This is a genomic window from Arboricoccus pini (assembly GCF_900187945.1).
Lineage (GTDB): Bacteria > Pseudomonadota > Alphaproteobacteria > Geminicoccales > Geminicoccaceae > Arboricoccus > Arboricoccus pini.
The window spans coordinates 46,022-69,843 of record NZ_FYEH01000002.1 but is presented as its reverse complement, the minus strand read 5'-3'; the positions used below and the strand labels follow the sequence as shown (position 1 = coordinate 69,843).

Annotated in this window: 21 protein-coding genes; 11 read left to right on the top strand and 10 right to left on the bottom strand. The window is 61.6% G+C overall.

Annotated elements, in window-relative coordinates:
• Window positions 1-15 precede the first annotated feature (15 nt).
• From CFB17_RS03120 to CFB17_RS03095, 6 genes are all read left to right on the top strand, one after another.
• Window positions 16-933, top strand: a complete 918-nt coding sequence (locus CFB17_RS03120) for a histone deacetylase family protein (protein WP_088559951.1) — start codon at window positions 16-18, stop codon at window positions 931-933.
• A gap of 25 nt (window positions 934-958) precedes the next feature.
• Window positions 959-1,246: an exodeoxyribonuclease VII small subunit gene (locus CFB17_RS03115; protein ID WP_088559950.1), complete on the top strand. Its 288-nt coding sequence runs from the start codon at window positions 959-961 to the stop codon at window positions 1,244-1,246.
• Window positions 1,243-2,133 (top strand): polyprenyl synthetase family protein, encoded by an 891-nt coding sequence (locus CFB17_RS03110; protein ID WP_243389701.1) that lies wholly within the window; start codon window positions 1,243-1,245, stop codon window positions 2,131-2,133. The genes CFB17_RS03115 and CFB17_RS03110 overlap by 4 nt, the downstream gene beginning before the upstream one ends.
• A gap of 76 nt (window positions 2,134-2,209) precedes the next feature.
• Complete coding sequence (gene dxs, locus CFB17_RS03105) at window positions 2,210-4,129, top strand: 1-deoxy-D-xylulose-5-phosphate synthase (RefSeq protein ID WP_088559948.1); 1,920 nt, start codon at window positions 2,210-2,212, stop codon at window positions 4,127-4,129.
• A gap of 16 nt (window positions 4,130-4,145) precedes the next feature.
• On the top strand, window positions 4,146-4,631 hold the full coding sequence (locus tag CFB17_RS03100) for a GNAT family N-acetyltransferase (RefSeq protein ID WP_088559947.1): 486 nt from the start codon (window positions 4,146-4,148) through the stop codon (window positions 4,629-4,631).
• Window positions 4,632-4,636: 5 nt separating this feature from the next.
• Complete coding sequence (locus CFB17_RS03095) at window positions 4,637-5,383, top strand: TlyA family RNA methyltransferase (RefSeq protein WP_088560222.1); 747 nt, start codon at window positions 4,637-4,639, stop codon at window positions 5,381-5,383.
• Here the strand turns inward: CFB17_RS03095 and metC are convergent.
• Window positions 5,361-6,551 carry a cystathionine beta-lyase gene (metC, locus tag CFB17_RS03090; RefSeq protein ID WP_243389700.1) on the bottom strand — a complete coding sequence of 397 codons (1,191 nt, stop codon included), beginning with the start codon at window positions 6,549-6,551 and terminating at the stop codon, window positions 5,361-5,363. The genes CFB17_RS03095 and metC overlap by 23 nt on opposite strands.
• 229 nt (window positions 6,552-6,780) lie before the next feature.
• On the opposite strand from metC, the gene CFB17_RS03085 reads away from it, so the two are divergent.
• From CFB17_RS03085 to CFB17_RS03070, 4 genes are all read left to right on the top strand, one after another.
• Window positions 6,781-7,809, top strand: a complete 1,029-nt coding sequence (locus CFB17_RS03085; protein ID WP_088559945.1) for an amino acid ABC transporter substrate-binding protein — start codon at window positions 6,781-6,783, stop codon at window positions 7,807-7,809.
• Window positions 7,810-7,904: 95 nt separating this feature from the next.
• Window positions 7,905-9,095 carry an amino acid ABC transporter permease gene (locus tag CFB17_RS03080; protein WP_088559944.1) on the top strand — a complete coding sequence of 397 codons (1,191 nt, stop codon included), beginning with the start codon at window positions 7,905-7,907 and terminating at the stop codon, window positions 9,093-9,095.
• Window positions 9,096-9,098: 3 nt separating this feature from the next.
• Window positions 9,099-10,205, top strand: a complete 1,107-nt coding sequence (locus CFB17_RS03075) for an amino acid ABC transporter permease (protein WP_088559943.1) — start codon at window positions 9,099-9,101, stop codon at window positions 10,203-10,205.
• 31 nt (window positions 10,206-10,236) lie between these two features.
• Complete coding sequence (locus tag CFB17_RS03070) at window positions 10,237-11,022, top strand: amino acid ABC transporter ATP-binding protein (protein WP_279311696.1); 786 nt, start codon at window positions 10,237-10,239, stop codon at window positions 11,020-11,022.
• A 717-nt stretch (window positions 11,023-11,739) separates the two neighbouring features.
• On the opposite strand, the gene CFB17_RS03065 is transcribed toward CFB17_RS03070, so the two are convergent.
• On the bottom strand, window positions 11,740-13,125 hold the full coding sequence (locus CFB17_RS03065; RefSeq protein WP_088559942.1) for an alpha,alpha-trehalose-phosphate synthase (UDP-forming): 1,386 nt from the start codon (window positions 13,123-13,125) through the stop codon (window positions 11,740-11,742).
• A 389-nt stretch (window positions 13,126-13,514) separates the two neighbouring features.
• Between CFB17_RS03065 and ygfZ the strand changes: the two genes are divergently transcribed.
• A complete protein-coding gene (gene ygfZ, locus CFB17_RS03060; protein WP_243389699.1) occupies window positions 13,515-14,327 on the top strand; it encodes a CAF17-like 4Fe-4S cluster assembly/insertion protein YgfZ in 813 nt (270 codons plus the stop codon).
• Between the two features lie 9 nt (window positions 14,328-14,336).
• Here ygfZ and CFB17_RS03055 read toward each other — a convergent pair whose 3' ends face one another.
• The 8 genes from CFB17_RS03055 to CFB17_RS03020 all read right to left on the bottom strand — a co-directional run bounded on the left by CFB17_RS03055 (window position 14,337) and on the right by CFB17_RS03020 (window position 23,785).
• Window positions 14,337-15,773, bottom strand: coding sequence for a GNAT family N-acetyltransferase (locus tag CFB17_RS03055; protein ID WP_165769395.1), 1,437 nt, complete (start codon window positions 15,771-15,773; stop codon window positions 14,337-14,339).
• The gene (gene ppdK, locus CFB17_RS03050) at window positions 15,698-18,373 is read right to left on the bottom strand and encodes a pyruvate, phosphate dikinase (RefSeq protein WP_088559939.1); all 2,676 of its coding nucleotides are present in this window, start codon (window positions 18,371-18,373) and stop codon (window positions 15,698-15,700) included. The genes CFB17_RS03055 and ppdK overlap by 76 nt, the downstream gene beginning before the upstream one ends.
• Window positions 18,374-18,462: 89 nt before the next feature.
• Window positions 18,463-20,544 (bottom strand): glycine--tRNA ligase subunit beta, encoded by a 2,082-nt coding sequence (gene glyS / locus CFB17_RS03045; protein WP_088559938.1) that lies wholly within the window; start codon window positions 20,542-20,544, stop codon window positions 18,463-18,465.
• A complete protein-coding gene (locus CFB17_RS03040) occupies window positions 20,537-21,466 on the bottom strand; it encodes a glycine--tRNA ligase subunit alpha (protein WP_088559937.1) in 930 nt (309 codons plus the stop codon). Before CFB17_RS03040 ends, glyS begins: the two co-directional genes overlap by 8 nt.
• An 80-nt stretch (window positions 21,467-21,546) precedes the next feature.
• The gene (locus tag CFB17_RS03035) at window positions 21,547-21,843 is read right to left on the bottom strand and encodes a hypothetical protein (protein ID WP_165769394.1); all 297 of its coding nucleotides are present in this window, start codon (window positions 21,841-21,843) and stop codon (window positions 21,547-21,549) included.
• Window positions 21,844-21,943: 100 nt separating this feature from the next.
• Window positions 21,944-22,792, bottom strand: a complete 849-nt coding sequence (locus CFB17_RS03030; protein ID WP_088559935.1) for a S49 family peptidase — start codon at window positions 22,790-22,792, stop codon at window positions 21,944-21,946.
• Window positions 22,793-22,826: 34 nt separating this feature from the next.
• The gene (locus CFB17_RS03025; RefSeq protein ID WP_088559934.1) at window positions 22,827-23,573 is read right to left on the bottom strand and encodes a tRNA1(Val) (adenine(37)-N6)-methyltransferase; all 747 of its coding nucleotides are present in this window, start codon (window positions 23,571-23,573) and stop codon (window positions 22,827-22,829) included.
• Window positions 23,573-23,785, bottom strand: coding sequence for a putative signal transducing protein (locus CFB17_RS03020; protein WP_088559933.1), 213 nt, complete (start codon window positions 23,783-23,785; stop codon window positions 23,573-23,575). The genes CFB17_RS03025 and CFB17_RS03020 overlap by 1 nt, the downstream gene beginning before the upstream one ends.
• Window positions 23,786-23,822: the final 37 nt, after the last annotated feature.

Sequence of the window (23,822 nt, the reverse complement as noted above, 5' to 3'; positions counted from 1 at the left end):
GGCGATCGAGGATCGATGCTGCTGCTCACCCATCGCTCCGGTCTCGGCCACCAGACCGGACCTGGTCATCCGGAGTGTCCAGGCCGCCTCGAAGCCGTTCTGGCGGCGCTAGAGGAGTCAGCAGGGCCCGACTGGCAAAGGCGAGAGGCTCCCGCGGCGACGAGCGAACAGATCGGCCGCGTCCATCCTCCTGAATTTCAAGAGCGCCTGGCAAAGCTGATGCCGGCAGAAGGCCTCAGCGCCGTCGATGGCGATACGATCGTTTCACCCGGCTCGCTGACCGCCGCCATTCATGCGGCGGGAGCGTGTTGCGCCGCCGTCGAGGCGCTCCGAACCGGCGAAACGAACATCGTCTTCTGCGCGACAAGGCCGCCCGGCCACCACGCGGAGCCCGCCCGCGCCATGGGCTTTTGTCTCTACAACCAGATTGCGATTGCTGCGGCTCATGCGCTAGCGAGCGGCGATTTCCAACGTGTGGCCATCGTCGATTTCGACGTCCACCATGGTAATGGCACACAGGCGACGTTCTGGAATGAGCCGCGCGTCTTCTACGCATCCATCCATCAGACTTCGCTCTTTCCTCACTCGGGCCGCGCGGCCGAGAAGGGTGCGCACGGCACCATCCTCAATCTCCCTTTGCCGGCCGGTACCGGCGGAGCAGGCTTTCGTGCCGTCGTGGAAGGCTCCCTGCTGCCGGCGATCGATCGCTTCGCGCCCGAGCTTCTTTTGATCTCCGCGGGTTTCGATGCGCATGTCGCGGACCCGCTTGCCGACCTCATGCTGGAGGAAGACGATTTCGCCTGGATCACCAGCGAGCTGCGCAAGTTGGCCTTGACGCATGCCGGGGGGCGGATCGTCTCGACGCTTGAGGGTGGCTACGATATTGACGCGCTCGCCCGCTCGGTCGTGGCGCATCTCGAGGGGCTCACCTAAAATTGCCTGATGCCCGGAGAAGCCAATGGCTAAGTCGCTTGCCGAATCGCTGAAATCGGATCCCGCTCGCCCGACCACAGATGCCGCCGTCGCCTCCATGAGCTTCGAGGAAGCACTGGCCGAGCTCGAGTTGATCGTCCAAAAACTGGAGCGCGGTCAGCTCGATCTCGATGCGGCCATCAAGGCCTATGAGCGCGGGACCGAACTGCGCCAACATTGCACAACGAAACTTAAGGAGGCGGAGTTGCGCGTCGAGAAGCTCAGCTTCGATGCGGCTGGCAATGCCCGCCTGCAACCGCTGGATCCGGCGTGAGCGGCCCGATCTTGAAGGATATTATGGCCCGGGTGGCGGCCGACATCGAGCGCGAGCTTGATCGACTCCTTAGTCCTACCGATACCGTTCCTCCGAGGCTGCTGGAAGCTATGCGCTATGCGTGCCTCGAAGCAGGCAAGCGTTTCCGACCCATTCTCGTACACGCTGGCGCTGCTCTGGGCCACGTCGATCGTGCGTCCATTACGCGGGTCGGTGCTGCGATTGAGCTCGTTCATTGCTATAGTCTCGTTCACGACGATCTGCCGGCCATGGACGATGCCGAGCTTCGGCGCGGGAAGCCGTCAGTCCACCGACAGTTCGGTGAGGCTACCGCCATTTTGGCGGGCGATGCCTTGAACGCGCTGGCGATGGAGGTCTTGGCCAGGGCGGACTGGCCGGCGGCTGCCCCGCTTCGCCTGGAGCTCGTCGTCGGCCTCGGCCGGGCAGCTGGTGCTGCTGGCATGTGCGGTGGCCAGATGCTCGATCTGGAGAGCAGCAGCGAGCGTCTCCTAAGCGAAGAAGAGCTGGTACAGCTTCAGCGCCTGAAAACAGGCGCACTGATCGGCTTTTCCCTGGAAGCGGGTGCCCGCTTGGCCGGGCTGGACGCCGCGGCACTTCGAGCCCTTACCGTTTATGCGGATGCCCTGGGCCTAGCCTTTCAGATTCGCGACGACCTGCTCGATCTCGAGGTCGGCGAGACGGGCAAAATGGCGGGCCGGGATGCGGCACTCGGCCGCAAGACCTTCGTTACCCTGCTGGGGGCTCCCGCTGCGCGAGCGAGGTTGATCGAGCTGCGGCAGCAAGGGTGGAGTGCGCTCAGCCGAGCCAAACTGGAAACCAACCTCTTGGGCCAGCTGTTTGATTTCGTTATAGATCGCAGTTCATGAGCGATTTTTGAGAGATCACCACGAGACGCCTTTACGAGCCGCGACGAAATGCTCCGCAGACGCGCGAAAGAATTACATGAGTGACACACCGCTGCTCGATATGATTAATCGTCCTGCTGATCTTCGGGCGCTCAGCGTGGATCAGCTGCCACAGGTGGCGGAGGAACTTCGGCGTGAGACCATCGATGCTGTCTCTGTAACGGGCGGGCATCTCGGCGCCGGTCTCGGAGTGGTCGAGTTGTCCGTGGCTCTCCACTATGTCTTCGACACGCCGAACGATCGGCTTATCTGGGATGTGGGACATCAGGCCTATCCCCATAAGATTCTGACCGGCCGGCGCGACCGGATCCGCACATTGCGGCAGGGAGGCGGCCTTTCGGGCTTCACGCGTCGTAGCGAAAGCCCCTACGATCCGTTTGGCGCTGCTCACAGCTCGACCTCGATCTCGGCGGGCCTCGGCATGGCGACGGCAGCGAGGCTGGAGCAACACCCGCGCAATGTCGTGGCAGTGATCGGCGATGGCGCCATGAGCGCCGGCATGGCTTATGAGGCGATGAACAATGCCGGGGCCATGCAGGCCCGGATGATCGTCATCCTGAACGATAACGATATGTCGATCGCCCCGCCGACGGGAGCGATGAGTTCTTATCTATCGCGCGTCGTTTCGAGCCATACCTATCGGGGCTTTCGCCATGTGGCGAAACAATTGGCCAAGCGTTTCCCCAGCCGCCTGCAAAACATGGCGGCCCGCGCCGAGGAATATGCGCGTGGCATGGCGACGGGTGGCACATTATTCGAAGAACTGGGCTTTTATTATATAGGTCCGCTCGACGGGCATAATCTCGATCATCTGATACCGGTGCTCGAAAATGTCCGCGATGGTCGCGCGAAGGGGCCCGTGCTGATCCATCTGGTTACGCAAAAAGGCAAGGGGTATCCGCCGGCAGAAGCGGCGCTTGACAAATACCATGGTGTCAGCCGCTTCGAGATCGCGACCGGCAAGCAGCAAAAAGCGGCATCTAACGCGCCGTCATATACTTCTGTCTTTGCCCGTGCCTTGGTCGCCGAAGCAAAGGCGGATGACAAGATTGTCGCAATAACCGCGGCAATGCCTTCAGGCACAGGCGTCGACAAGATGGCGGAGCTCTTTCCGCAGCGTGTCTTCGACTGTGGGATCGCCGAGCAGCATGCGGTTACCTTCGCGGCCGGGCTCGCCTGCGAGGGATTTCGCCCTTTTTGTGCGATCTACTCGACCTTCCTGCAGCGTGCCTACGATCAGATCGTACACGACGTGGCGATCCAGAGTCTGCCGGTCCGATTCGCCATCGACCGCGCCGGCCTCGTCGGCGCCGACGGCGCCACCCATGCCGGAAGCTTCGACATCGGCTATCTGTGCAGCCTGCCTGGTTTCGTCGTCATGGCGGCGGCGGACGAGGCGGAACTCATGCACATGGTGGCGACGGCAGCGACGATCGACGATCGACCGAGCGCGGTACGCTATCCGCGCGGCGACGGGGCCGGCGTTGATCTGCCGGAGCGCGGCACGCCTCTTGCCATAGGCAAGGGCAGGATCTTGCGACATGGCGAGCAGGTGGCACTACTGAGCTTCGGCCCGCGCCTCTCGGAGTCGCTGATTGCGGCTGAGGATCTTGGGCGGCAAGGTATTACGGTCTCCGTCGCCGATGCCCGGTTTGCAAAGCCTCTAGACGAGGATCTCATCCGTGACCTGGCCCGTCGCCATGGCCTCATCGTCACCATCGAGGAAGGTGCTGTCGGAGGCTTCGGCAGCCAAGTGCAGCAATTCATGGTCAATGCCGGTCTGCTCGACGATGGCCACACGCGTCTCCGCAGCATGGTGTTGCCCGATCACTTTATCGACCACGATACGCCGGCGCGGCAATATGAGGAGGCCGGCTTGACGGCCTCCCATATCGTCAAGCTCGTGAAGGCGGTCATTGGCCGTGAGTCCGGCACCAGACGACTGGCTGCCGTTTAAAACGACGAGATCAACTTTGCAGATTCGCCCTGTTTCGACACCGGCCGACGACAACGCCCTATGGTCCATCCTCGAGCCCATGATCAGGGACGGCTCAACCTATCTTCTGTCGCCTGACTTGGATCGCAAGGGTGCGCTCGCTTACTGGTTGAGGCCAGAACACGAGGTCTTCGTTATCGTCGCCGACGGCGAGGTCGTCGGCACGTATTATCTGCGCGCCAATGCGCAAGGCGGCGGCTCGCACGTAGCCAATTGCGGCTTCGTCGTCCATCCAGCGGCGACCGGACGCGGCCTGGCGCGACAGATGGGCAATCACGCGTTGGCCCGTGCCCGCGAGCGGGGCTTCAAGGCACTCCAATATAATTTCGTTGTCGCCACGAATGTGGCCGCCATTGCGCTTTGGCGCAGCCTCGGCATGGAGACGGTCGGGCGATTGCCGCGGGCCTTCCTCCATCCAACCGCGGGCTATGTGGATGGCCTCATAATGTACAGGACACTTTGACGGCGGTGGCGCGCGAGCGACTGGATTGCCTTTTGGTCGAGCGCGGTCTGGCCGACGATCTCGACAAGGCGCGAGCCATGCTGATGGCGGGCCAGGTATTTTCCTCTGAGAAGCGGCTCGACAAGGCCGGCACCCTCGTGCGCGCGGACATTCCCCTCGAGATCCGCGGGCGCGGCGAGGGTTGGGTGAGCCGCGGGGCCGGGAAGCTCAAGGCGGCCATCGAGGCGTTCCATATTGATCCGATGGGCCTCATCGCCCTCGATGTCGGAGCCTCAACTGGAGGTTTTACACATGTGCTGCTCCGCCATGGTGCCAAGCGAGTCTATGCCGTCGATGTGGGCAAGGGCCTGCTCGACTGGCAGTTGCGCAATGATCCTCGGGTCCAGCTCCGCGAAGGTCAAAATGCGCGCTTTCTCGACGCGACTATTATCCCAGAGCCCATCGATCTGATCGTCTGCGATGCAAGCTTCATCCGCCTGGCGACTGTCCTGCCGGCCGCCATGGCGCTGGCATCGGCGGAAGCCCGGCTCGTTGCCTTGATCAAACCGCAATTCGAGGCGGCCGCGCGGGAGGTGGGGCAGGGCGGTGTCGTGCGCGATGCGACGATCCGGACCCGCATCTGCGACGGCGTTCGCCACTGGCTCGACGCCCAGCCCGGCTGGCATGCCACTGGCTTAGTCGAGAGTCCGGTGCGCGGGCCCGCCGGCAATATCGAGTATCTAGTCGCCGCTAGTCGGACAGGGCCCGTCTGAAGCGCGCGAAACCGGCCTCGAGATCGCGGATGAGGTCGGTCGGGCTCTCGAGCCCTACATGCATCCGCATCGCCTGCCCGGATCGCGTCCAGGGGACTGCGGAGCGGATCGCCGCAGGCTCGACCGGGATCAAGAGGCTCTCATACCCGCCCCAGCTATAGCCCATGCCGAAAAATTCGAGTTCGTCGAGCATGGCGGCCAGCGCAGCTGCCGACGACGACTTCAAGATGAAGCCGAAAAGACCGCTCGAGCCCTTGAAGTCGCGGCGCCAAACTGCGTGTCCCGGATGATTGGGGAGGGCCGGATGAATGACTTCTGCCACTTCCGGTTGTGTCGCCAGCCAATGCGCCACATCGATTGCCGATTGCTGATGTTGTTTGAGACGGACGTCCAGCGTCCGCAATCCACGCAAGGCCAAAGCGCAGTCGTCCGGCGAGGAAGCCGTCGTAGTCTCCCAGATGGACTTGCGAAGACGATGATCCATGGCCTCGGTCATCGTGATGGTTCCCATCATCAGATCCGAGTGACCTCCGATATACTTGGTCGCAGCGTGAATGCTGATATCCACGCCCAAGGCCAAGGGCTTGAAGAATAGTGGCGAGGCCCAAGTATTATCGATAAGCGTGACAACCCCATGCCGTTTCGCAACCGAGACGATCGCTGGCACGTCCTGAATTTCGAACGTCCATGATCCGGGGCTCTCGAGAAAAATCGCTTTGGTGTTCGGCCGGATCCTGGCTTCGATATCGGCACCGATGAGTGGATCGAAATACTCGATCGCGATCCCGAATTTCGTGAGCATGCCATCGGCGAAACCGCGCGTCGGGCCGTAGACGCTATCCGTTACGAGCAGATGATCACCCGGTTCGAGCAAGGCCAAAAGGGTGGCAGTGATCGCGGTCTTGCCTGATCCCACCGCAATGGAGCTATAACCCTCCTCTAGAGCAGTGAGCGCCTCTTCGAGCGCGAAATTGGTCGGCGTGCCATAACGGCCATACTGGACATTGCCGCGTGTCTCGTGCCGACGAAGTGCATCGACGGTCGGGTAGAGGATGGTCGAAGCTCGATAGACCGGTGGATTGACGATTCCGAAATGGGCATCGGGGTCCCGTCCCAGAACGGTAACGGCGGTCGCATCGCTGTAAGACGTCAAAGTCCGCTTCTTCAAGATGATCACATCCTCATCGCTCGGTTCGACGCTGTGGGCATACACGATGAGGCCCGGGTCCATCCAGCCAACGTGATTACCTGCTGGGAAATTGTGCACCGGACGAGCGTTGTGTAAACGATTGGCAATCAGGGCTGCCGCGTGCATGACTGCGGGTACGACAATCCGCGAGTGTGGCCGGAATCGACCCTGCCTCTTTCGAGGAAGGGTCGCCAACTTTGGAGGTTCCATGCGTTTGAAGTGTCTCGCCCTTGCCGGGGCCGTGGCTTTCGTACTGGGGGGAACGCATCTCGCGAGTGCTGGTCCGACCCTCGACGCCGTCAAGAGTCGCGGAGCCGTCAAATGCGGCGTCAATACCGGCCTGGCCGGCTTTTCGCTGCCCGATAGCCAGGGCAAATGGACGGGAATCGACGCTGACGGTTGTCGCGTCGTGGCTGCGGCCGTACTCGGGGATGCCACCAAGGTCCAATTTGTGCCGCTCAACGCTCAGCAGCGTTTCACCGCTCTGCAATCGGGCGAGGTCGACATCCTCTACCGCAATACGACCTGGACGCTGACGCGTGACGCCAGCCAAGGCCTCGAGTTCGCCGGCGTGAATTTCTACGACGGGCAGGGCTTCCTGGTACCTAACAGTCTCGGCGTGAAGAGCGCGCTCGAACTCGATGGCGCCACGGTTTGCGTCCAGCCCGGGACGACGACGGAGCTCAATCTAGCGGACTATTTCCGCACGCATAACATGAAGCTCCAAACCGTCGTCATCGAGGCGCTGGACCAGCTGCTCCAGGCGTTCGAGCAAGGGCGCTGTCAGGTCTACACGACCGACAAGTCCGGTCTCGCGGCCTCGCTGGCGAACGATCTGAGCAACCCTGGCGACTACACGATCCTGCCGGAGACGATCTCGAAGGAACCTTTGGGGCCAGCCGTGCGCCGTGGCGACGACGAATGGTTCACGATCGTCAAATGGTCCCTCTATGCCCAGCTCGAGGCCGAGGAAGCGGGCATCACCTCGAAAAATGTGGACGAGCAGAAAGCTTCGAGCCAGAGCCCGACCGTACAGCGTCTCCTGGGCGTTCAGGGTGACATGGGCAAGCAATTGGGCATCGATAATGCCTGGGCCTACAACATCGTCAAACAGGTCGGCAATTACGGCGAGATGTACGATCGGAACGTCGGCCCGAGTACGCCTTTGAAGCTGCCGCGCGGACAAAACGCTCTTTGGAATGCCGGTGGCCTTATGTACGGCATACCCGTCCGCTAGGTGACCGACCCGCGGATGCCTGCCATCCGCGGCCCTTGCAGAAGTAGCGGCGTCGATCTTTGCCGCTCAAGACCGATGACTGGGGGAGGGCTTTCATGGCGACTGCGGGGCTTTCAGCACAACGGACCGGCGGCCTGGGTGCCGCATGGCGCAATCCCCGCGTAAGGGGGATCATCTATCAGATTGTCGTCGTCGGCCTTCTGGCGGCGTTGATCGCCTTTCTTGTCAACAACACGATCACTAATCTGGCGATACGGCAGATCCGGACGGGCTATGACTTTCTGGCCCAGCAGGCAGGCTTTAATATCGGCGAGCACGTGATCCCGTTCGCGCCTTCAGACTCGTATGGTCGCGCCATTGTCGTTGGCTTCCTCAACACCCTGAAAGTCTCGATTCTCGGCATCATCATCGCCAGTGCCATCGGTGTCCTGATGGGCATTGCCCGGCTCTCGTCGAACTGGCTCCTTGCCAAGGTCGCGATGGTCTATATCGAGATCGTCCGCAACATTCCGCTGCTGCTCCAACTCTTCTTCTGGTACGCTATCATCAGCCAGCTTTTGCCGAACCCGCGCGACGCGTTGGTGCCGGTACCAGGATTCGCCCTGAGCAAGATGGGGCTGCAGATGCCGGCTTTGATCTACGATCCCGGTCAGACGCCGCTCGTCATCATCTTTCTGATCTCGATGATCGCAGCCTATTTCTATTATCGCTGGGCCCGCCGACGCCAGGCGGCAACGGGGCGCGAGCCAAAACTGCTGCTGCCGATCATCGGCTTAATCGTCTTGCCTACCCTAGTGGCCTATCTGGTTCTAGGCGCGCCCCTGCATTTCGACGTGCCTACCTTCACGCGGTTCAACTACCAGGGCGGCACGAGTATCACACCGGAGTTCCTGGCCCTCCTGGTCGGGCTCAGCATCTATACAGGCTCATTCATCGCTGAGAACGTCCGATCGGGCATTCTCGGCGTCCCATGGGGGCAGAGCGAAGCCTCATCGGCGCTCGGCCTCCGGCGTGGCCAGCAGATGCGGCTCGTCGTTCTGCCACAGGCTTTGCGCATCATCGTGCCGCCAACGACCAGCCAATATCTCAATCTGACAAAGAACAGCTCGCTCGCGGTGGCCATCGGGTACCCCGATCTGCTTTCGGTTACGAACACCACGTTGAACCAGACCGGGCAGGCGATCGAGTGCATCTCGATAATGATGGGGATCTACCTGGTTATCAGCCTGGCGATTTCCTTGTTTATGAACTGGTACAACAAGCGCGTCGCGCTGGTGGAGCGCTGATCGATGCAGCAAGTGGACCACCTGACCACAACGCCCGAGGCCCCACCGAGAGGTTCATCCGGCGCCTTCGTCTGGGTTCGCAAGAATCTGTTCGGTAGTATTTTTAGCAGCATTTTGACGCTCGTGATCTGCGGCCTGATCATCTGGTTCGTGCCGAGCCTCGTCGAATGGGCACTTATCAAAGCCGTCTGGCCAGGGGCTGGGGCCGATGCCTGCCGCGCCGCGAGCGGCGAGGGTGCATGCTGGGCTGTGATCGGTGACAAATGGCGGCTGATCATCTTTGGCCGCTATCCTTTCGACGAGCATTGGCGACCGACCCTGGCCATGCTGGTTCTCATGGGTACCGTCCTGGTCAGTTGCGATCGGCGCTTCTGGAGCGCTCGGCTGATCGTCGTCTGGATCCTCGGGATGCTCGTCTTTCTCTGGCTGATGGGCGGCGGCTTTGGCCTAACCTCGGTGCCGACCGGGCTCTGGGGTGGCTTGCCGCTCACGATGATGCTGGCTTTCTTCGGCATGGTCGTGGCCTTTCCATTGGCCATCCTTCTGGCTCTTGGACGGCGCTCCAGTCTGCCTTTGATCAAGGTCGTTTCGGTCGTCTATATCGAACTCATTCGTGGCGTACCGCTCATCTCGCTGCTCTTCATGGGATCGTTTCTCCTGCCGCTCTTCATGCCCGCCGGCACGACGATTGACGCCGTGCTACGTGCGCAGATCGCAATCATTCTCTTCCAGGCTGCCTATCTAGCGGAAACCATCCGCGGAGGCTTGCAGGCGCTTCCCAAGGGCCAGAGTGAGGCAGCCGACGCCCTGGCACTCGGCTATTGGAAGACGCAACTGCTCATCGTTCTGCCACAGGCCTTGAAGATATCGATCCCGCCGATCGTCGGTTCGCTGATCAGTCTCTTCAAGGACACATCACTCGTAGCAATCGTCAGCCTCTCGGATCTCCTGTTGTCCATGCGACAGGCGATGGGGGATCCGGTCTGGCGACCGTTCTTCGTCGAGGCATTTCTCTTTATCATGCTGATTTACTGGGCTTTTTGCTTCTCGATGTCGAAATACAGCCAATATCTGGAGCGGACGCTCGAGACTGGCCACCGTCGGCGTTGACCCATAAACTCCCTGTGTTGGAGCAAAATCCATGGCCGCTGTTGCATTTCACAAGAAGGACTCGACGCCAGCACCGTCGGCCACGCCAATGGTCACGCTTGAAGGCGTCAATAAATGGTACGGTCAGTTTCACGTCCTTCGCGATGTCAATCTGACGGTCAAGCGCGGCGAGCGCTTTGTCATTTGCGGACCGTCCGGCTCCGGCAAATCGACCATGATCCGCTGCATCAATCGGCTGGAGGAACATCAAAAAGGCCGGATCACCGTTGATGGCACGCCCTTGACCGAAGATGTGCGCAACATCGAGGCGGTGCGCCGCGAGGTCGGCATGGTCTTCCAGCAGTTCAACCTGTTTCCGCATTTGACGGTTCTGCAGAATTGCACGTTGGCGCCGATCTGGGTGCGTAAGATGCCCAAGAAGGAAGCGGAAGAGATGGCGATGACCTATCTCAAACGCGTCCGCATTCCTGAGCAGGCGAACAAATTTCCCGGACAGCTTTCTGGCGGCCAGCAGCAGCGTGTCGCCATCGCCCGTGCGCTCTGTATGCGCCCCAAGGTGATGCTCTTCGATGAGCCGACCTCGGCACTCGACCCTGAGATGGTGAAAGAGGTGCTGGACGTCATGGTGGAACTGGCGCGCGAGGGCATGACGATGATGTGCGTCACGCACGAGATGGGATTTGCCCGCCAGGTGGCCGATAGCGTCATCTTCATGGATCGGGGCGAGATCGTCGAGCAGGCGCCCCCAGCGGAGTTTTTCAAGAACCCCAAGAGCGAGCGGACCCGGGCGTTTCTCGGCCAGGTTCTGGCACATTAAGCCCGAAAGCATAAGTATAGTTTGTCATAACGATACTTATGCATAATGCGAATTTGCCGCTTTTGATGAGTGCCCGAAGCTCAACTTCATAGAGTGAGCGGCGGTTGGAAAGCTGCAGGCTTCGATCACGCAGATTCGCCGAGTGCGCGAGGCATCACCGCGACCGAGCTGAGCCGTTCCGGACGGACAATAGCAACCGTCCCCTCGGGTTTGTCAAAAGCGATCCGCGATGATCTTGGCGTGGACTGCGATTTCGGCGGCCAGACGTGTAGCTGGCCGATCGTAAAGTTCGCGAGCCATATTGATCTGTTGGATCTGCCCCTGCCCTGACCACCATGCGATTCGAGACCGTCAAGGCGCTTTCTCCATTGTTCGCCATGAGGCAGCAGGATCTTCCCGCTGCTCTGCCGTTCGAAGCCGCCGATCATCCGCAAGATCGTTGTTTATCCTCGGCCAGGCAGGCCAAGGAAGCTTAGAATTCACCGGGTTGGATCGATAGACTGATCGGATCGACGGCCCCTCGGTTGCCGTCGAAGCGCTTGCTGGCCCTACCAGCTGAAGGAACCGGCGAGACAGACGTATTCACCGCTTCCGCCGAAGATCGACGACGTCACGCCGCCTCGTCTAGTGCCCGAGCTTTAACTATCCGGGTGATCCTCGTCCAACCCGTTTCTTCTTTGGTGGGAAGGTCTTTTTTCAATCATTTCAACCGGCGAATCAGCCGCCCCCGTCGATAGGTCCCGAATCGAGGTAGCTTAGAAAGCGCTTTCGCCAGGCAGTGATGTCATTGTGCCGGATGGTTGCGAGCACGCCGCGATGGCGATCCCGGCGTTCATCGGCCGACATGACCAGCGCACGATTGAGGGCGCCCGCCGTATCGTGCACATCGTACGGGTTGACGATCAGCGCCCCCGCTGCCTCCAGAGCCGCCGAAGCACCAGCAAAGCGGGAAAGCACGAGTACCCCCGGATTGTCCTCGATCTGTGCGGCAACATATTCCTGTGCCACAAGATTGAGGCCATCCCGCAGCGGCGTGACGAAGCCCACGCGTGCGTAACGGAAATAGCCAGCCAGCGCCCGGCGCGGATGCGTGCGATTAATGTAGCGAAGCGGCAGCCAGTCGGGCTCGCCATACTGCCCGGTGATCCTGCCCGCCAACTGCTCGACTTCGTTGCGCAGGAGCACATATTCCGGCACCTCCTCGCGCGACGGTGCCGAGATTTGCAGGAAACTGACTTGGCCGTGATGCTCGGGATAGTCGCGCAGGAGCGTCTCGAAGGCGCGCAGCCGTTCGGGAATGCCCTTGCTGTAGTCCAGCCGATCGACACCGACGACGAGCGCGCTACGTCGAAGCGCCGAGCGCATCCGCTCCACATGGCTCCTGGCCTCGACGGCAGCGGCCAGGGCCTGCATCTCGTCGACGTCGATGCCGATCGGACAGGCGATGGCCTGCAACCGCCGGCCGAGCGCCCTGATCGTCGTCGCGGCGTCAACGTCGCCGCTCAGTTCTCTGGCGACATAGTCCTTGAACTGCTGGAGATCGGTCGGCGTTTGAAAGCCGACTACGTCATAGGCACAAAAATCGGCGGCCAGTTGGCGGTGCCATGGCAGGACGACCATGATCTGTGCTGCCGGATAGGGAATGTGCAGGAAAAAGCCTATGCGGTTCGTAACGCCTAGCCGGCGCAACTCCGTCGCCATCGGAATAAGGTGATAGTCCTGGATCCAGATGATATCGTCAGGCTGCAGCTGGGGCGCAAGTTCGCGCGCAAATCGCTGATTGACCCGCCGATAGACCTGATACCATTCGTGGCTGAAGCTTGCGAGATCGAGCCTGTAGTGGAAGAGCGGCCAGAGAGTGCGGTTGGAAAAGCCACTATAAAATCCAGCCTTTTCCTCGCTGGTCAGATCGGTCAGCACATAGGTGACATCACCCTGTCGGTGGCGCTTCAGTTTCGGTTCTTCCGCGACGTCGCCGCTCCAGCCAAACCAGATGCCACCATGCTCCGCCAGTGCCGCATGGACCCCAACCGCCAGACCGCCGGCGGCCGGCCGCGTCTTGCTAACCTGAGTGACGCGGTTAGAAACAACTACGAGTCGCAAGTCAGTTCCTTTGATTGCCCCTGGCGCAAGACCAGGACCCTTCCAGCGGCATGGTTTGGCGGCGAGCCGTCGCCGGGCCGCCGCCTGAAGTCTGGTTCAAGCGCTGTCATTCCGAGTTAAACCATAATCGTGCCGGCATGAAGGCAAGTGCCCCACTTTCTGTCGGGGCCGAAAGCCTCTGCGCCGCAAGCGCAAGCCTCATGCCATGTTCTAATTTAGAGAATGCACGTCCATCGCCAAGCGGCTTGCAGCCGTGTCGTGCCCTCACCACTTCGTTATATCCCAGTCCGTTGCCCGCTTCCGAGGTCATGTCCGTGCCCGAGTTGAATGCATTAATTCTTCCCCATCGAGGCTTCCTTGATATCAGAGGCGACGTCGCGAAGTCCTTCTTGCAAGCGTTGATCAGCAATGACACGTCGCGGCTTAGCGCAAGCCAGGCGCTATACGCGGCTCTTCTTACGCCGCAGGGCAAGTATCTGTTCGATTTCTTCCTCTATGATGACCATGCGGGTGTTCTTCTGGAATCACGCGAGGACACGTTGGACGACCTCCAGCGAAGGCTGACGCTCTATCGTCTGCGGACGGCCGTCGAGATTACCAGGGTCCAATCCCCTCCGAGCATTCTAGCACTCTTCGGTCAGGATGTTTTTGCGGTTTTCGATATCCCCGCCGAGCCCGGAACGGTGCGAAAGCTTGGTGAACTGCGCCTCATTGTCGACCCCCGGCGCGCTGAGATGGGTGTGCGAGTCATGGGCCCGTTCCAGGCTGTCTCCGCCCTAGCCTATCAATACGGCGCACACAACGTGACCTTGAGTGCTTATGAACGACACCGGATCGAGCTCGGCGTGCCCGAGGGTGGCGTGGATCTGCTCCCGAACCAGTCTATCCTGCTCGAGAGCAATTTCGAGGAGTTGCACGGCGTCGCATTCGATAAAGGCTGCTATATCGGCCAGGAACTAACAGCCCGCACCAAATATCGCGGCCTTGTCAAAAAGCGGCTGGTCCCCGTCGCGATCGACGGGCAGCCCCCCGCCGCTGGTGAACTGATCATGGCGGATCATCGGGAAGCTGGGGAGATTCGCAGTGTCGCCGGCGACCGCGCGCTGGCGCTGCTTCGTCTCGATTATCTGGATGGTCAGACCCAGCTTCGATCGCGCGAAGCCAGGATCCTGCCTTTGCCGCTGCCATGGGCAAAGGCTTAGGCCGGTTGACTATGCGGTCTGACGGGCAATGGCATCCAGAATATTTCGTACCCGATGCGACGGGCTGAGGCGCGCATCGTCGACTAACCGGCGAAGATGAGCTTCCATGTAGGCGAGGCCGTAGCGTCCGCGTTCTTCCTGGATCGCCGAGACGATCCAACCCCGGGCCTGACGGTGCCGACGCTCCGCTTCGCCCGAGCAGCGATCTAGGAAGAGATCGATGACCGCTGGAAGATTTTGCCGCGTCACGCTCGAGACCATGAGTGGCGCCAGCTTCCCATGCGCCAGCGCGGCAAGGCGCGCCAGCATGGGCGCTGTCTCCGCATCGCTATCTGATTTGAGCATCAGTGCCTGATCGGGCCGCGCCATCAGGCCGGCTTCCATAAGCGCTACGCAGTCCTCGGATGTGGGTTGCAGCGCAAGAAGTGTGAGATCGCAGGCGCTAAGCGCCAGCTGGTCCATGCCTGTTGGCACTGTCGCTTCGATGACGACCACGTCGAACACCGCCCGCGCCAGGACGACGATCGGTTGAAGCAGCGAACTCACATCCCGGGGCGAGAGAACTTGGGAAAAATATCCATCCGCATCGACCAAGGCCACTGTCTCCTCGTCAAGGCCGCCGATCCGCAATGTCACCACCTTGCGGTCGCGGGCACGTAATTCGGCGACGACGAGCTCGATCAGCCTCGATTTCCCACAGCCGGGAGGGCCTACCAGGCCGACAGCGCGTCCGCGCGGATCCACCCAGGCGGCATCTTCCAACGCCAACTGACTGAAGCGATCGCGCTCAAGATTGGAGATGATCCCTGGCAGCGCCGCAACTCCTGCCCTGCGCAGACGCTGAAGCGGCGATTCGGGCTTGGGACCGACGCCCCTTGGTCGTAGAAGATCCTTGCTCATCCAGGCGACCTCGAGCGGCAGGCCGCCGCGCGTCGTCCAGACATGGCGTTCGTCGACGCGATAACCGCGCTGCTCGTAGAACGGCACGCCGGAGAGCGCCGCGCCGACGACGATACGCGGAAAGCCCTGCGCCGCAATCGCTGCCTCAGCGCGATCGACGAGTCCCGATGCTACACCCGTTCGCGCGAGATCTGGATCGACGAAGAGAGCTAGGATCTCGCGTTGCCGCCAGGAGCAGAAGCCGGCCAGTCGGCCGTCGGCGGTGAAGGCCAACTCAAAGGTCTCACCTTCCGCCATCGCCTCGCCGTATCGTTCATCGAGCAGCCCTTCGGCCCAGCTCTCGCACTCGGCGGCACTGTAGCCCGTGCGCCCGAGCACGCGAATGGCCCGTTCATGCAGCAGACGAAGAAGCGGTCCGTCCTCGGGAGCGGCGCGTCGATAGCATGACGCTGTCCGAGCGCCGATCACCTTCAGTTGGCGGATTTCTGCCGCAGCATCGCCTGCGCGGCGGCCAGCCTGGCAATCGGCACGCGATAGGGCGAGCACGACACATAGTCGAGCCCCACCTTCTCGCAGAAGGCGATGGAGGCTGGATCGCCGCCATGCTCACCGCAGATCCCGAGCTTGATATCCGGCCGGACCTTCCGTCCCCGCTCTGCGCCGATCTGGATGAGTTCACCCACACCCGACTGGTCGATCGACTGGAAGGGGTCATGTTCGAAGATCCCTGCCTTCTGGTAGGGCTCCAAGAACTTGCCGGCATCGTCGCGCGATAGACCCAATGTCATTTGCGTCAGATCGTTCGAGCCGAAACTGAAGAAGCTCGCTTCGAGCGCGATCTCATCTGCGCGCAGAGCCGCGCGCGGCAGCTCGATCATCGTGCCGACCTGATATTCGATCTGCTTGCCGCTCTCGGCCATCACCTCCCGGGCGACCGCGTCGATGCGAGCCTTGATCAGCTCGAATTCCTTAGCCATGGCGACCAGGGGAACCATCACCTCCGGTATCGGCGCCGTGCCGACCTTGGCAGCCGTCTCGACGACCGCCTCGAAGATGGCGCGCGCCTGCATCTCGGAGATCTCGGGATAGAGGATGCCAAGCCGACAACCTCTAAGCCCCAACATCGGATTGGCTTCCTTGAGCTCAGCCACGCGTCGCCGAACCGTCTTGGGTTCGACTCCTGCTGCCTTCGCCACCTCGTCCATTTCGTGCGGCTCGTGAGGAAGGAACTCGTGCAGCGGCGGATCGAGAAGCCGGATGGTCACAGGCCGCGGCCCCATGATCTCGAACAGTTGGACGAAGTCACCCTTCTGCATGGGAAGGATCTTGGCCAGGGCCTTCCTACGGCCTTCGACGTCTTGGGCCAGGATCATCTCCCGCATCGCGAGAATGCGCTCGTCCTGGAAGAACATGTGCTCTGTGCGACAAAGGCCGATGCCCTCAGCACCGAACTTGATCGCGGTGCGGGCGTCGGTCGGCGTATCGGCGTTGGTTCGCACCTTGAGGCGGCGGAGCTTGTCAGCCCATTCCATGAGCGTGGCGAAATCGCCCGACAGTTGCGGGTCGACGGTGGGAACGCGACCGGCCATGACGAGCCCTGCCCCGCCATCGATGGTGATCTCCTCGCCTTCCTTCACGGTGACGCCTTGCGATGTGAAGGTCTTGTCGCGATAGGAGATCGACAATTCCCCAGCGCCACATACGCAAGCCTTGCCCATCCCACGCGCGACCACGGCGGCGTGGCTGGTCATGCCGCCACGCTGAGTAACGATTCCCTTTGCCGCATGCATGCCGTGGATGTCGTCCGGGCTGGTCTCGATGCGCACGAGGATAACGGCCTCGCCAGCCGCCGCTTTGGCCTCGGCATCTTCGGCGTTGAAGACAACCTTGCCGGATACAGCGCCGGGAGATGCCGGAAGCCCCTTGGCGATGATCTTGCGCTCGGCCTTGGGGTCAAGTGTCGGGTGAAGCAATTGATCGAGCGAGGCGGGCTCGACGCGACCCACGGCCTCATCCTGGGTGATAACCTTTTCTGCAGCGAGATCCACCGCGATCTTGAGGGCGGCCGCCGCCGTCCGCTTACCAGTCCGTGTCTGTAGGACATAGAGCTTGCCTTGCTGCACGGTAAACTCGATGTCCTGCATCTCGCGGTAATGCGCCTCGAGCTTGTCGAAAACGTCGGTCAGTTCCTTGTATGTCCCTGGAAGCTTGACCTCCATCGACTCGGCCGGATCACTCTCGCCCGCCTCCGCCATTGCCTTGGAGAGGGCCTGCGGTGTGCGGATGCCCGCTACCACGTCCTCACCCTGCGCGTTGATCAGATACTCGCCGTAATAGAGCTTCTCGCCTGTCGACGGATTACGGGTGAAGGCGACGCCGGTGGCGCAGTCGTCGCCCATGTTGCCAAACACCATGGCCTGGACGGTCACGGCCGTGCCCATCTCGGCGCTGATGCTGTTGATCCGCCGATACGTGATTGCCCGAGCGCTCATCCAGGAGCCGAAAACGGCGCCGATCGCACCCCAGAGCTGTTCCTTGGGATCTTGCGGGAAATCGCGGGATGCTTCCTGCCGCACGATCGCCTTATAAGTTTTGACGAGTTCCTTGAGCGCCTCGGCATCGAGTTCGGTATCGAAGCGGGCACCTTTCTCCCGCTTGAGGTCTTCGAGCGCCTCCTCGAAGGAATAATGCTTCACCTCCATGACGACGTCGCCATACATCTGGATGAAACGGCGATAGCTGTCATAGGCAAAGCGCGGATCGCCCGAAGCGCGGGCAAGCCCCTCGACGGTCTCGTCGTTGAGACCGAGGTTCAAGACCGTGTCCATCATCCCAGGCATCGAGATCGGCGCGCCCGAACGTACCGAGACGAGTAGAGGCTTCTCGGCCGAGCCGAAGCCCATGCTGGTCTGCGCCTCCATCTTGCCCAGTGCCTCTTCGACCATCGCCGTGAGCTCGGGCGGATAGGAATTATCGTGAGCGTAGAAATAGGTACAGACGTCGGTCGTGATGGTGAAGCCAGGAGGCACCGGCAGACCCAGATTGCTCATCTCAGCGAGGTTGGCGCCCTTTCCGCCGAGCGTCGCCTTCATCGAAGCCGTACCCTCCGCCTTGCCGTCACCAAAGCTAGATACCCACTTCGTCATCTGGCCTGCCCCTCGTATTGTGATAATCAAGTCACAATGAAAAGTGATAGATTAATAATACTAGAAGATAGGCGAGTTCAGCGGATTTCTCAACTGTCCCCGATGACCGAAAAATCCGCGATGCGACCTAAGCTTGCGCGAATTGCTGCCAAAAGTCGCAGGCGATTTTCTCGTACTGGTGGATCAGGAACATTGACCATTACCGCCTGAAAGAAATTATCGATTGGCTGCCGCAGCCCGGCGACGGTAGCCATCGCGGCATTGAAATCCTCTAAAGCCTCCGCGCGCTCGATGGAGAGCTTTGCAGCGGCGAGGCTTTCAATCAGCCTCCGTTCCGCAGGCTCGCGCGCCAGTTCTGCATTGGGGACATCGGCAAAGCGCCGCTTGTCCTTCTTCTCCTCAATCGAGACGATGTTGGCAGCTCTGCGATAACCGGCCAGAAGATTACGTCCGTCATCGGTATCGAGGAACGCCTGCAAGGCCTTAACCTTCGTGATCAGCCGAACAAGATCGTCATCCGCGCTGCCGGCGAAGACGGCTGTCAGCAGATCGTGCCGGACGCCTTCATTGCGAAGATGGACCTTCAGCCGGTCGGCGAAGAAGCCAAGCAGATCCTCTTCCAATGCCTTGCCGTCGACGGTCTCCAGTTGCCTTCCATAGCCGAACAGACTGGCCTGAATCACTGAGCGCAGCGGTAGCCGCAGGCCATTTTCGAGTACGAGCCGGATCACGCCCAAGGCAGCTCGACGTAAGGCGAAGGGATCCTTGGAGCCGGTGGGCTTGATCCCGCGCGCGAAGAAGCCGACGAGCTGGTCAAGACGGTCGGCCAGCGCCAGGACGACGCTGACGGGTGCGGTGGGACAGGCGTCCTCGGGGCCCTTGGGCAAATAATGCTCGGCGATGGCGCGAACGACCGGTTCGCTCTCGCCCTGCTCGAGTGCGTAGTAGCCGCCCATAATTCCCTGGAGTTCGGGAAACTCGCCGACCATGCCGCTCACGAGATCGGCCTTGGCCAACTGCGCCGCACGCTGTGCCAGCGCGAGATCAGCGCCTGGCACATGATCGCAGAGCGCTTCCACCAGCCGCGTCAGCCGACGCACGCGCTCACCCTGGCTGCCAAGCTCGGCATGAAAGACAGTATTTTCGAGGCGGCTCAACCCCTGCTCGAGCCGGCGCGTCCGATCCTGCTCCCAAAAGAAACTGGCGTCCCACAATCGCGCCCGCAGCACCCGCTCATTGCCCGCGATGATGGCAGCGCCGCCGTCGCGCGCCTCGATATTGGCAACCGTAATAAAAAACGGCGCCAGATTGCCCTGGTCGTCCTCGACGGCCAAATAACGCTGGTGCTCGCGCATCGAGGTGACGAGAACCTCCTGCGGCAGCTGCATGAAGGTGCTGTCGATACGGCCTAAAAGCGGTACCGGCCATTCGACCAGCCCCGCCAGTTCATCCAAGAGGCCCGGATCGTGCTTGAGCCTGAGGCCCTGACCGACGGCAAGCGCCTTGGAGCGCTGCTCGATCACCTCTCGCCGTTCGGCCGGATCCAGCATCACCTTCGCCGCGCGCAGAGTTGGCACGTAGGTCTCGAAGGTGCGCAGCTCCAGAACATCCGGCGCCATGAAGCGATGTCCGCGGGTAGTCGGGCCGCTACGCAGGCCGGCGAAGCCGAACGTAATCGTTTCGCCGGCCAACGTGCAAAGGATGGCGTGCAGCGGCCGAACCCAGCGGGTCTCGCCCTTCCCCCATCGCATGGATTTGGGCCAGGGCAACCTGCCCAGCAGCTCGGGCAGGAGGCTGCTGAGGAAATCGCGTGTGGCGCGCCCCTGCTCCTGCACCAGCGCGAAAAGCGTGGCCCCGCCTTTCTTGTCGGCGCGCTCCTCGATGGTAAAAGCACCAGCCGGCAGAGATCTAAGGAAACCCTCTCTCGCCGCCGCTGGAGCATCGGCACGGGGCCCCTTGCGCTCAATGCTGCGATTAGCCTGGCGCTCCGGCAGACCCGGCACAAAGACGGTCAGCCTGCGGGGGGTCGCGTAATGGCGGATTTCGCCTGCGGGCGCGAGACCGGCTTCGGTCAGCGCCTGGCCGAGTAGTTCGGCCAGGTCCTGAGCCGCCCGCATCTGCATGCGAGCCGGGATTTCTTCGGAGAAGAGCTCAAGCAGGAGATCAGCCACGAGCGCTTGCTCCCTCGACCTGGACCTGCGATTTCGGCCGGGCTTCGACCCACATCTCGCAGCACGCCTTGGCCAGATTTCGGACTCGGCCGATGAAGGCCTGGCGTTCGGTGACGCTGATCGCTCCGCGTGCGTCCAGAAGATTGAAGAGGTGGCTTGCCTTCAGGCATTGGTCATAGGCGGGCTGAGCCAGCCGACGCTCAAGGATCCGCGCACATTCCGCCTCGGCGTCCTCGAAATGGCGAAAGAGCATGTCGGTGTCCGCCACCTCGAAATTGAACGCGGAATAATCCTGCTCGGCGCGCAGGAACACATCGCCATATGTCTTGGCAGCGGGCGAGGCCGGATCGTTGAACGCCAGGTCATAGACTCGTTCCACGCCCTGGACGTACATCGCCAGCCGTTCGAGTCCGTAGGTCAGTTCACCCGAGACTGGACGGCAATCGATCCCGCCGACCTGTTGGAAATAGGTGAACTGTGAAACCTCCATGCCGTCGCACCAGACCTCCCAGCCCAACCCCCAGGCACCGAGGGTCGGGCTCTCCCAGTCATCCTCGACGAACCGAAGATCGTGCATCAGGGGATCGATGCCCAGCGCGAAGAGCGACTGCAGATAGAGATCCTGCAGGTCCGGGGGCGATGGCTTCAAGATCACCTGGAATTGGTAATAATGCTGCAGTCGGTTGGGATTCTGGCCATAGCGGCCGTCGGTCGGCCGACGCGACGGCTGGACATAGGCGGCGTTCCAGCTCTCGGGGCCGAGTGCACGCAAGGTCGTGGCCGGATGGAAGGTTCCGGCGCCGACCTCCATGTCGTAAGGCTGGAGGATGACGCAGCCTTGCGCCGCCCAGAATGTCTGGAGGCGCAAGATAAGGTCTTGAAAGCTGGCGGGACGATCGGAAACGACGGTAGGCACAAGCATCACCTTGTCATGAGGCGGCGCACGCTAGTGGCGGGTGCGGCGCGAATCAAGCGATGCTGGTGGAGCAAAGATTAGCCTGCCTAGCGCCGGAAGCGACACTCGTCCGTGCTCCTGCAGATCGTTCCGTTCGGCACGTAGGTGCCGCAGCGCGGGCAGGCAACGAGGTCGGTCGTCGCGCGCGCCGCTTCGAAGGCCGCATCCGGTCCTGGCGGCCATGCTCGGGCACCGCCTTGGGGTGCGCGGTGCGCCGCAGCGCGCCGCCTCGCGTCCAAGGCCTGAGCGCGAATACGTATGTCGCTAATGATGCGCATGCCGCGCCAGGCGGCCAGAACAACCAGGACCAGGATAAAGAGCTTGCCAATCGAGAGGCCAAGCATGGGCATCGCTTTCGAACATATTCGCCGATCGCTCCTTCTAGAGCCATTTCAGAACGAGGCAAACGATGTCGGACGCAAAGAGGTCGAAAAGAGATGGCTCCTAGAGCCCGAAGCGCTGCCAAAGGATTCGGTCTTCGAGCGCTGAGAGCGTCGAGGTGGTGATCGCTTCGGCTGCATCTCCGACTGCCGAGGCAACACCGAAGCGCAGTCGGCGCGCCAGCCAGGAACGTTTTTCCTGGATGACTCTGATCCTGGCCTTCTTGCCAAAGCGCTGACGGATCAGTTCGTGCGCCGTAGCGATGCCGTCGGCAAGCCCGATCTCGACTGCACGCCGCCCGGTCCAGACCTTGCCCTCGAACAAGCCTTTCTCCTCCAGGCGTAACCGCCCTGCCCGCCGATGTACCACCTGCTCCTTGAAGGCGGCATGGATGTCGCTTTGGATCTCGCTCAGCAGCAGCAGGTCCTCCGGTTGTTCAGGCCGAAACGGATCGAGGAGCGCCTTGTTCTGCCCGGCCGTGTGCACGCGTCGCTCGATGCCAATTTTCGCAATGGCTTCCGTAAAGCCGAAGCCGGCACTGATGACGCCGATCGAGCCCAAGAGTGAGGAGGGATCGACGAAGATCTCGTCGGCCGCCGTCGCCAGCCAATAGCCACCCGACGCCGCCACGTCCTCGACAATCGCGATGACGTGCTTGTTCTTACTCTCGGCCAGACCTCGGATACGACTGGCGATCAGAGAGGACTGCACGGGCGAACCACCCGGACTGTTCACCAGAAGAAGGACGATCGGCGCTTTCTTGTCGGCGAAGGCCTCCTCGAGGGTCTTCTCCAGAGCGGCCAGAGTGAGCCCCCCGCTCAGCCCGCGTGAGCCAATGACACCTTGCAGCCTGACGGCCGGGATGACCTTGCCGTGCTTGCGGCGAAAGAAACGCCTTAACTTGCCCAACATCGTGCCTCGCTGCTGCTTTCGTCGAATCGCCGGCCTAGAGCTTGAGCGGCATCCCGTCCCGCAGGACGGCCGACGCTTCTGCTGTAAAGGTACCGCCCTCGCCGTGCAGCACCATCCCTCGCAAGAGTTGAACACCTGCCCGCGACCCCTTGCGGGCGCGAACCAAGAGACGGGAGGGTTTGGGCGAAGAGGCCCGAGGCCAGAGCGGAAAGATGCGGATGTCGCCTGCCCGACCGCTCAGATGACTCAAGATCTCGTCCAGCCGATCGGCGCGATGCACGATCGAGAGATACCCGGCCGGACGAAGCCGGCGAAGACAGGCATCGAGCCAGGGGGCCAGCGTCATACCCTCGACATGCGCATGGGCTTTGGGTCCGGCATGCGCGGCCCTGCCGGCGGCGTCCTCGGTCAGATAGGGAGGATTGGTGATCACGTGATCAAAGCTGTCTCGCCGCAATGCCACAGGCGGTCGGGCCGCGTCGCCCTCGATCACGGAAAGGAACTCGTTCATATTGTTGAGATCGATGGACGCGCGAGCCAGGGCAGCGATCGCAGGGTTGGATTCGAGGCCGACGACAAACGAGCCGGGGACGCGCGCCGCGAGGCAAAGGCCGATCGCGAAGGTGCCGCAACCCATGTCGAGGGCCCGCTCGCCAGCAGCGATCGGCGTAGCCGCCGCCAGCAGCACAGGATCGATCGCCACGCGATAGCCTTTTTGCGGTTGCAAGAGATTGACCTTGCCACCCAGGAGCCTATCGAGACTGGTGGCTACGCTGTCCATCACGGATCGCACCTTGCCATGAAGGCCAGAACTTCTTGTACCCGCGACAGATCGTCTGCCGAGACCAATACATGGCGCGGAGAAATGCCGAGGCTGCCCGCAAGTACTCTTATGTGGGCATCGATCAGGGTGGCGTCGATACCGGCCTTCTCCAGCATCGCCATGATGAGCAGGATCTGGACGGGATCTTTGCTATTTAACGATTCGAGCATTGGGGGGCCTTGCCATTCCGATCCTTCGCAGCGCCGG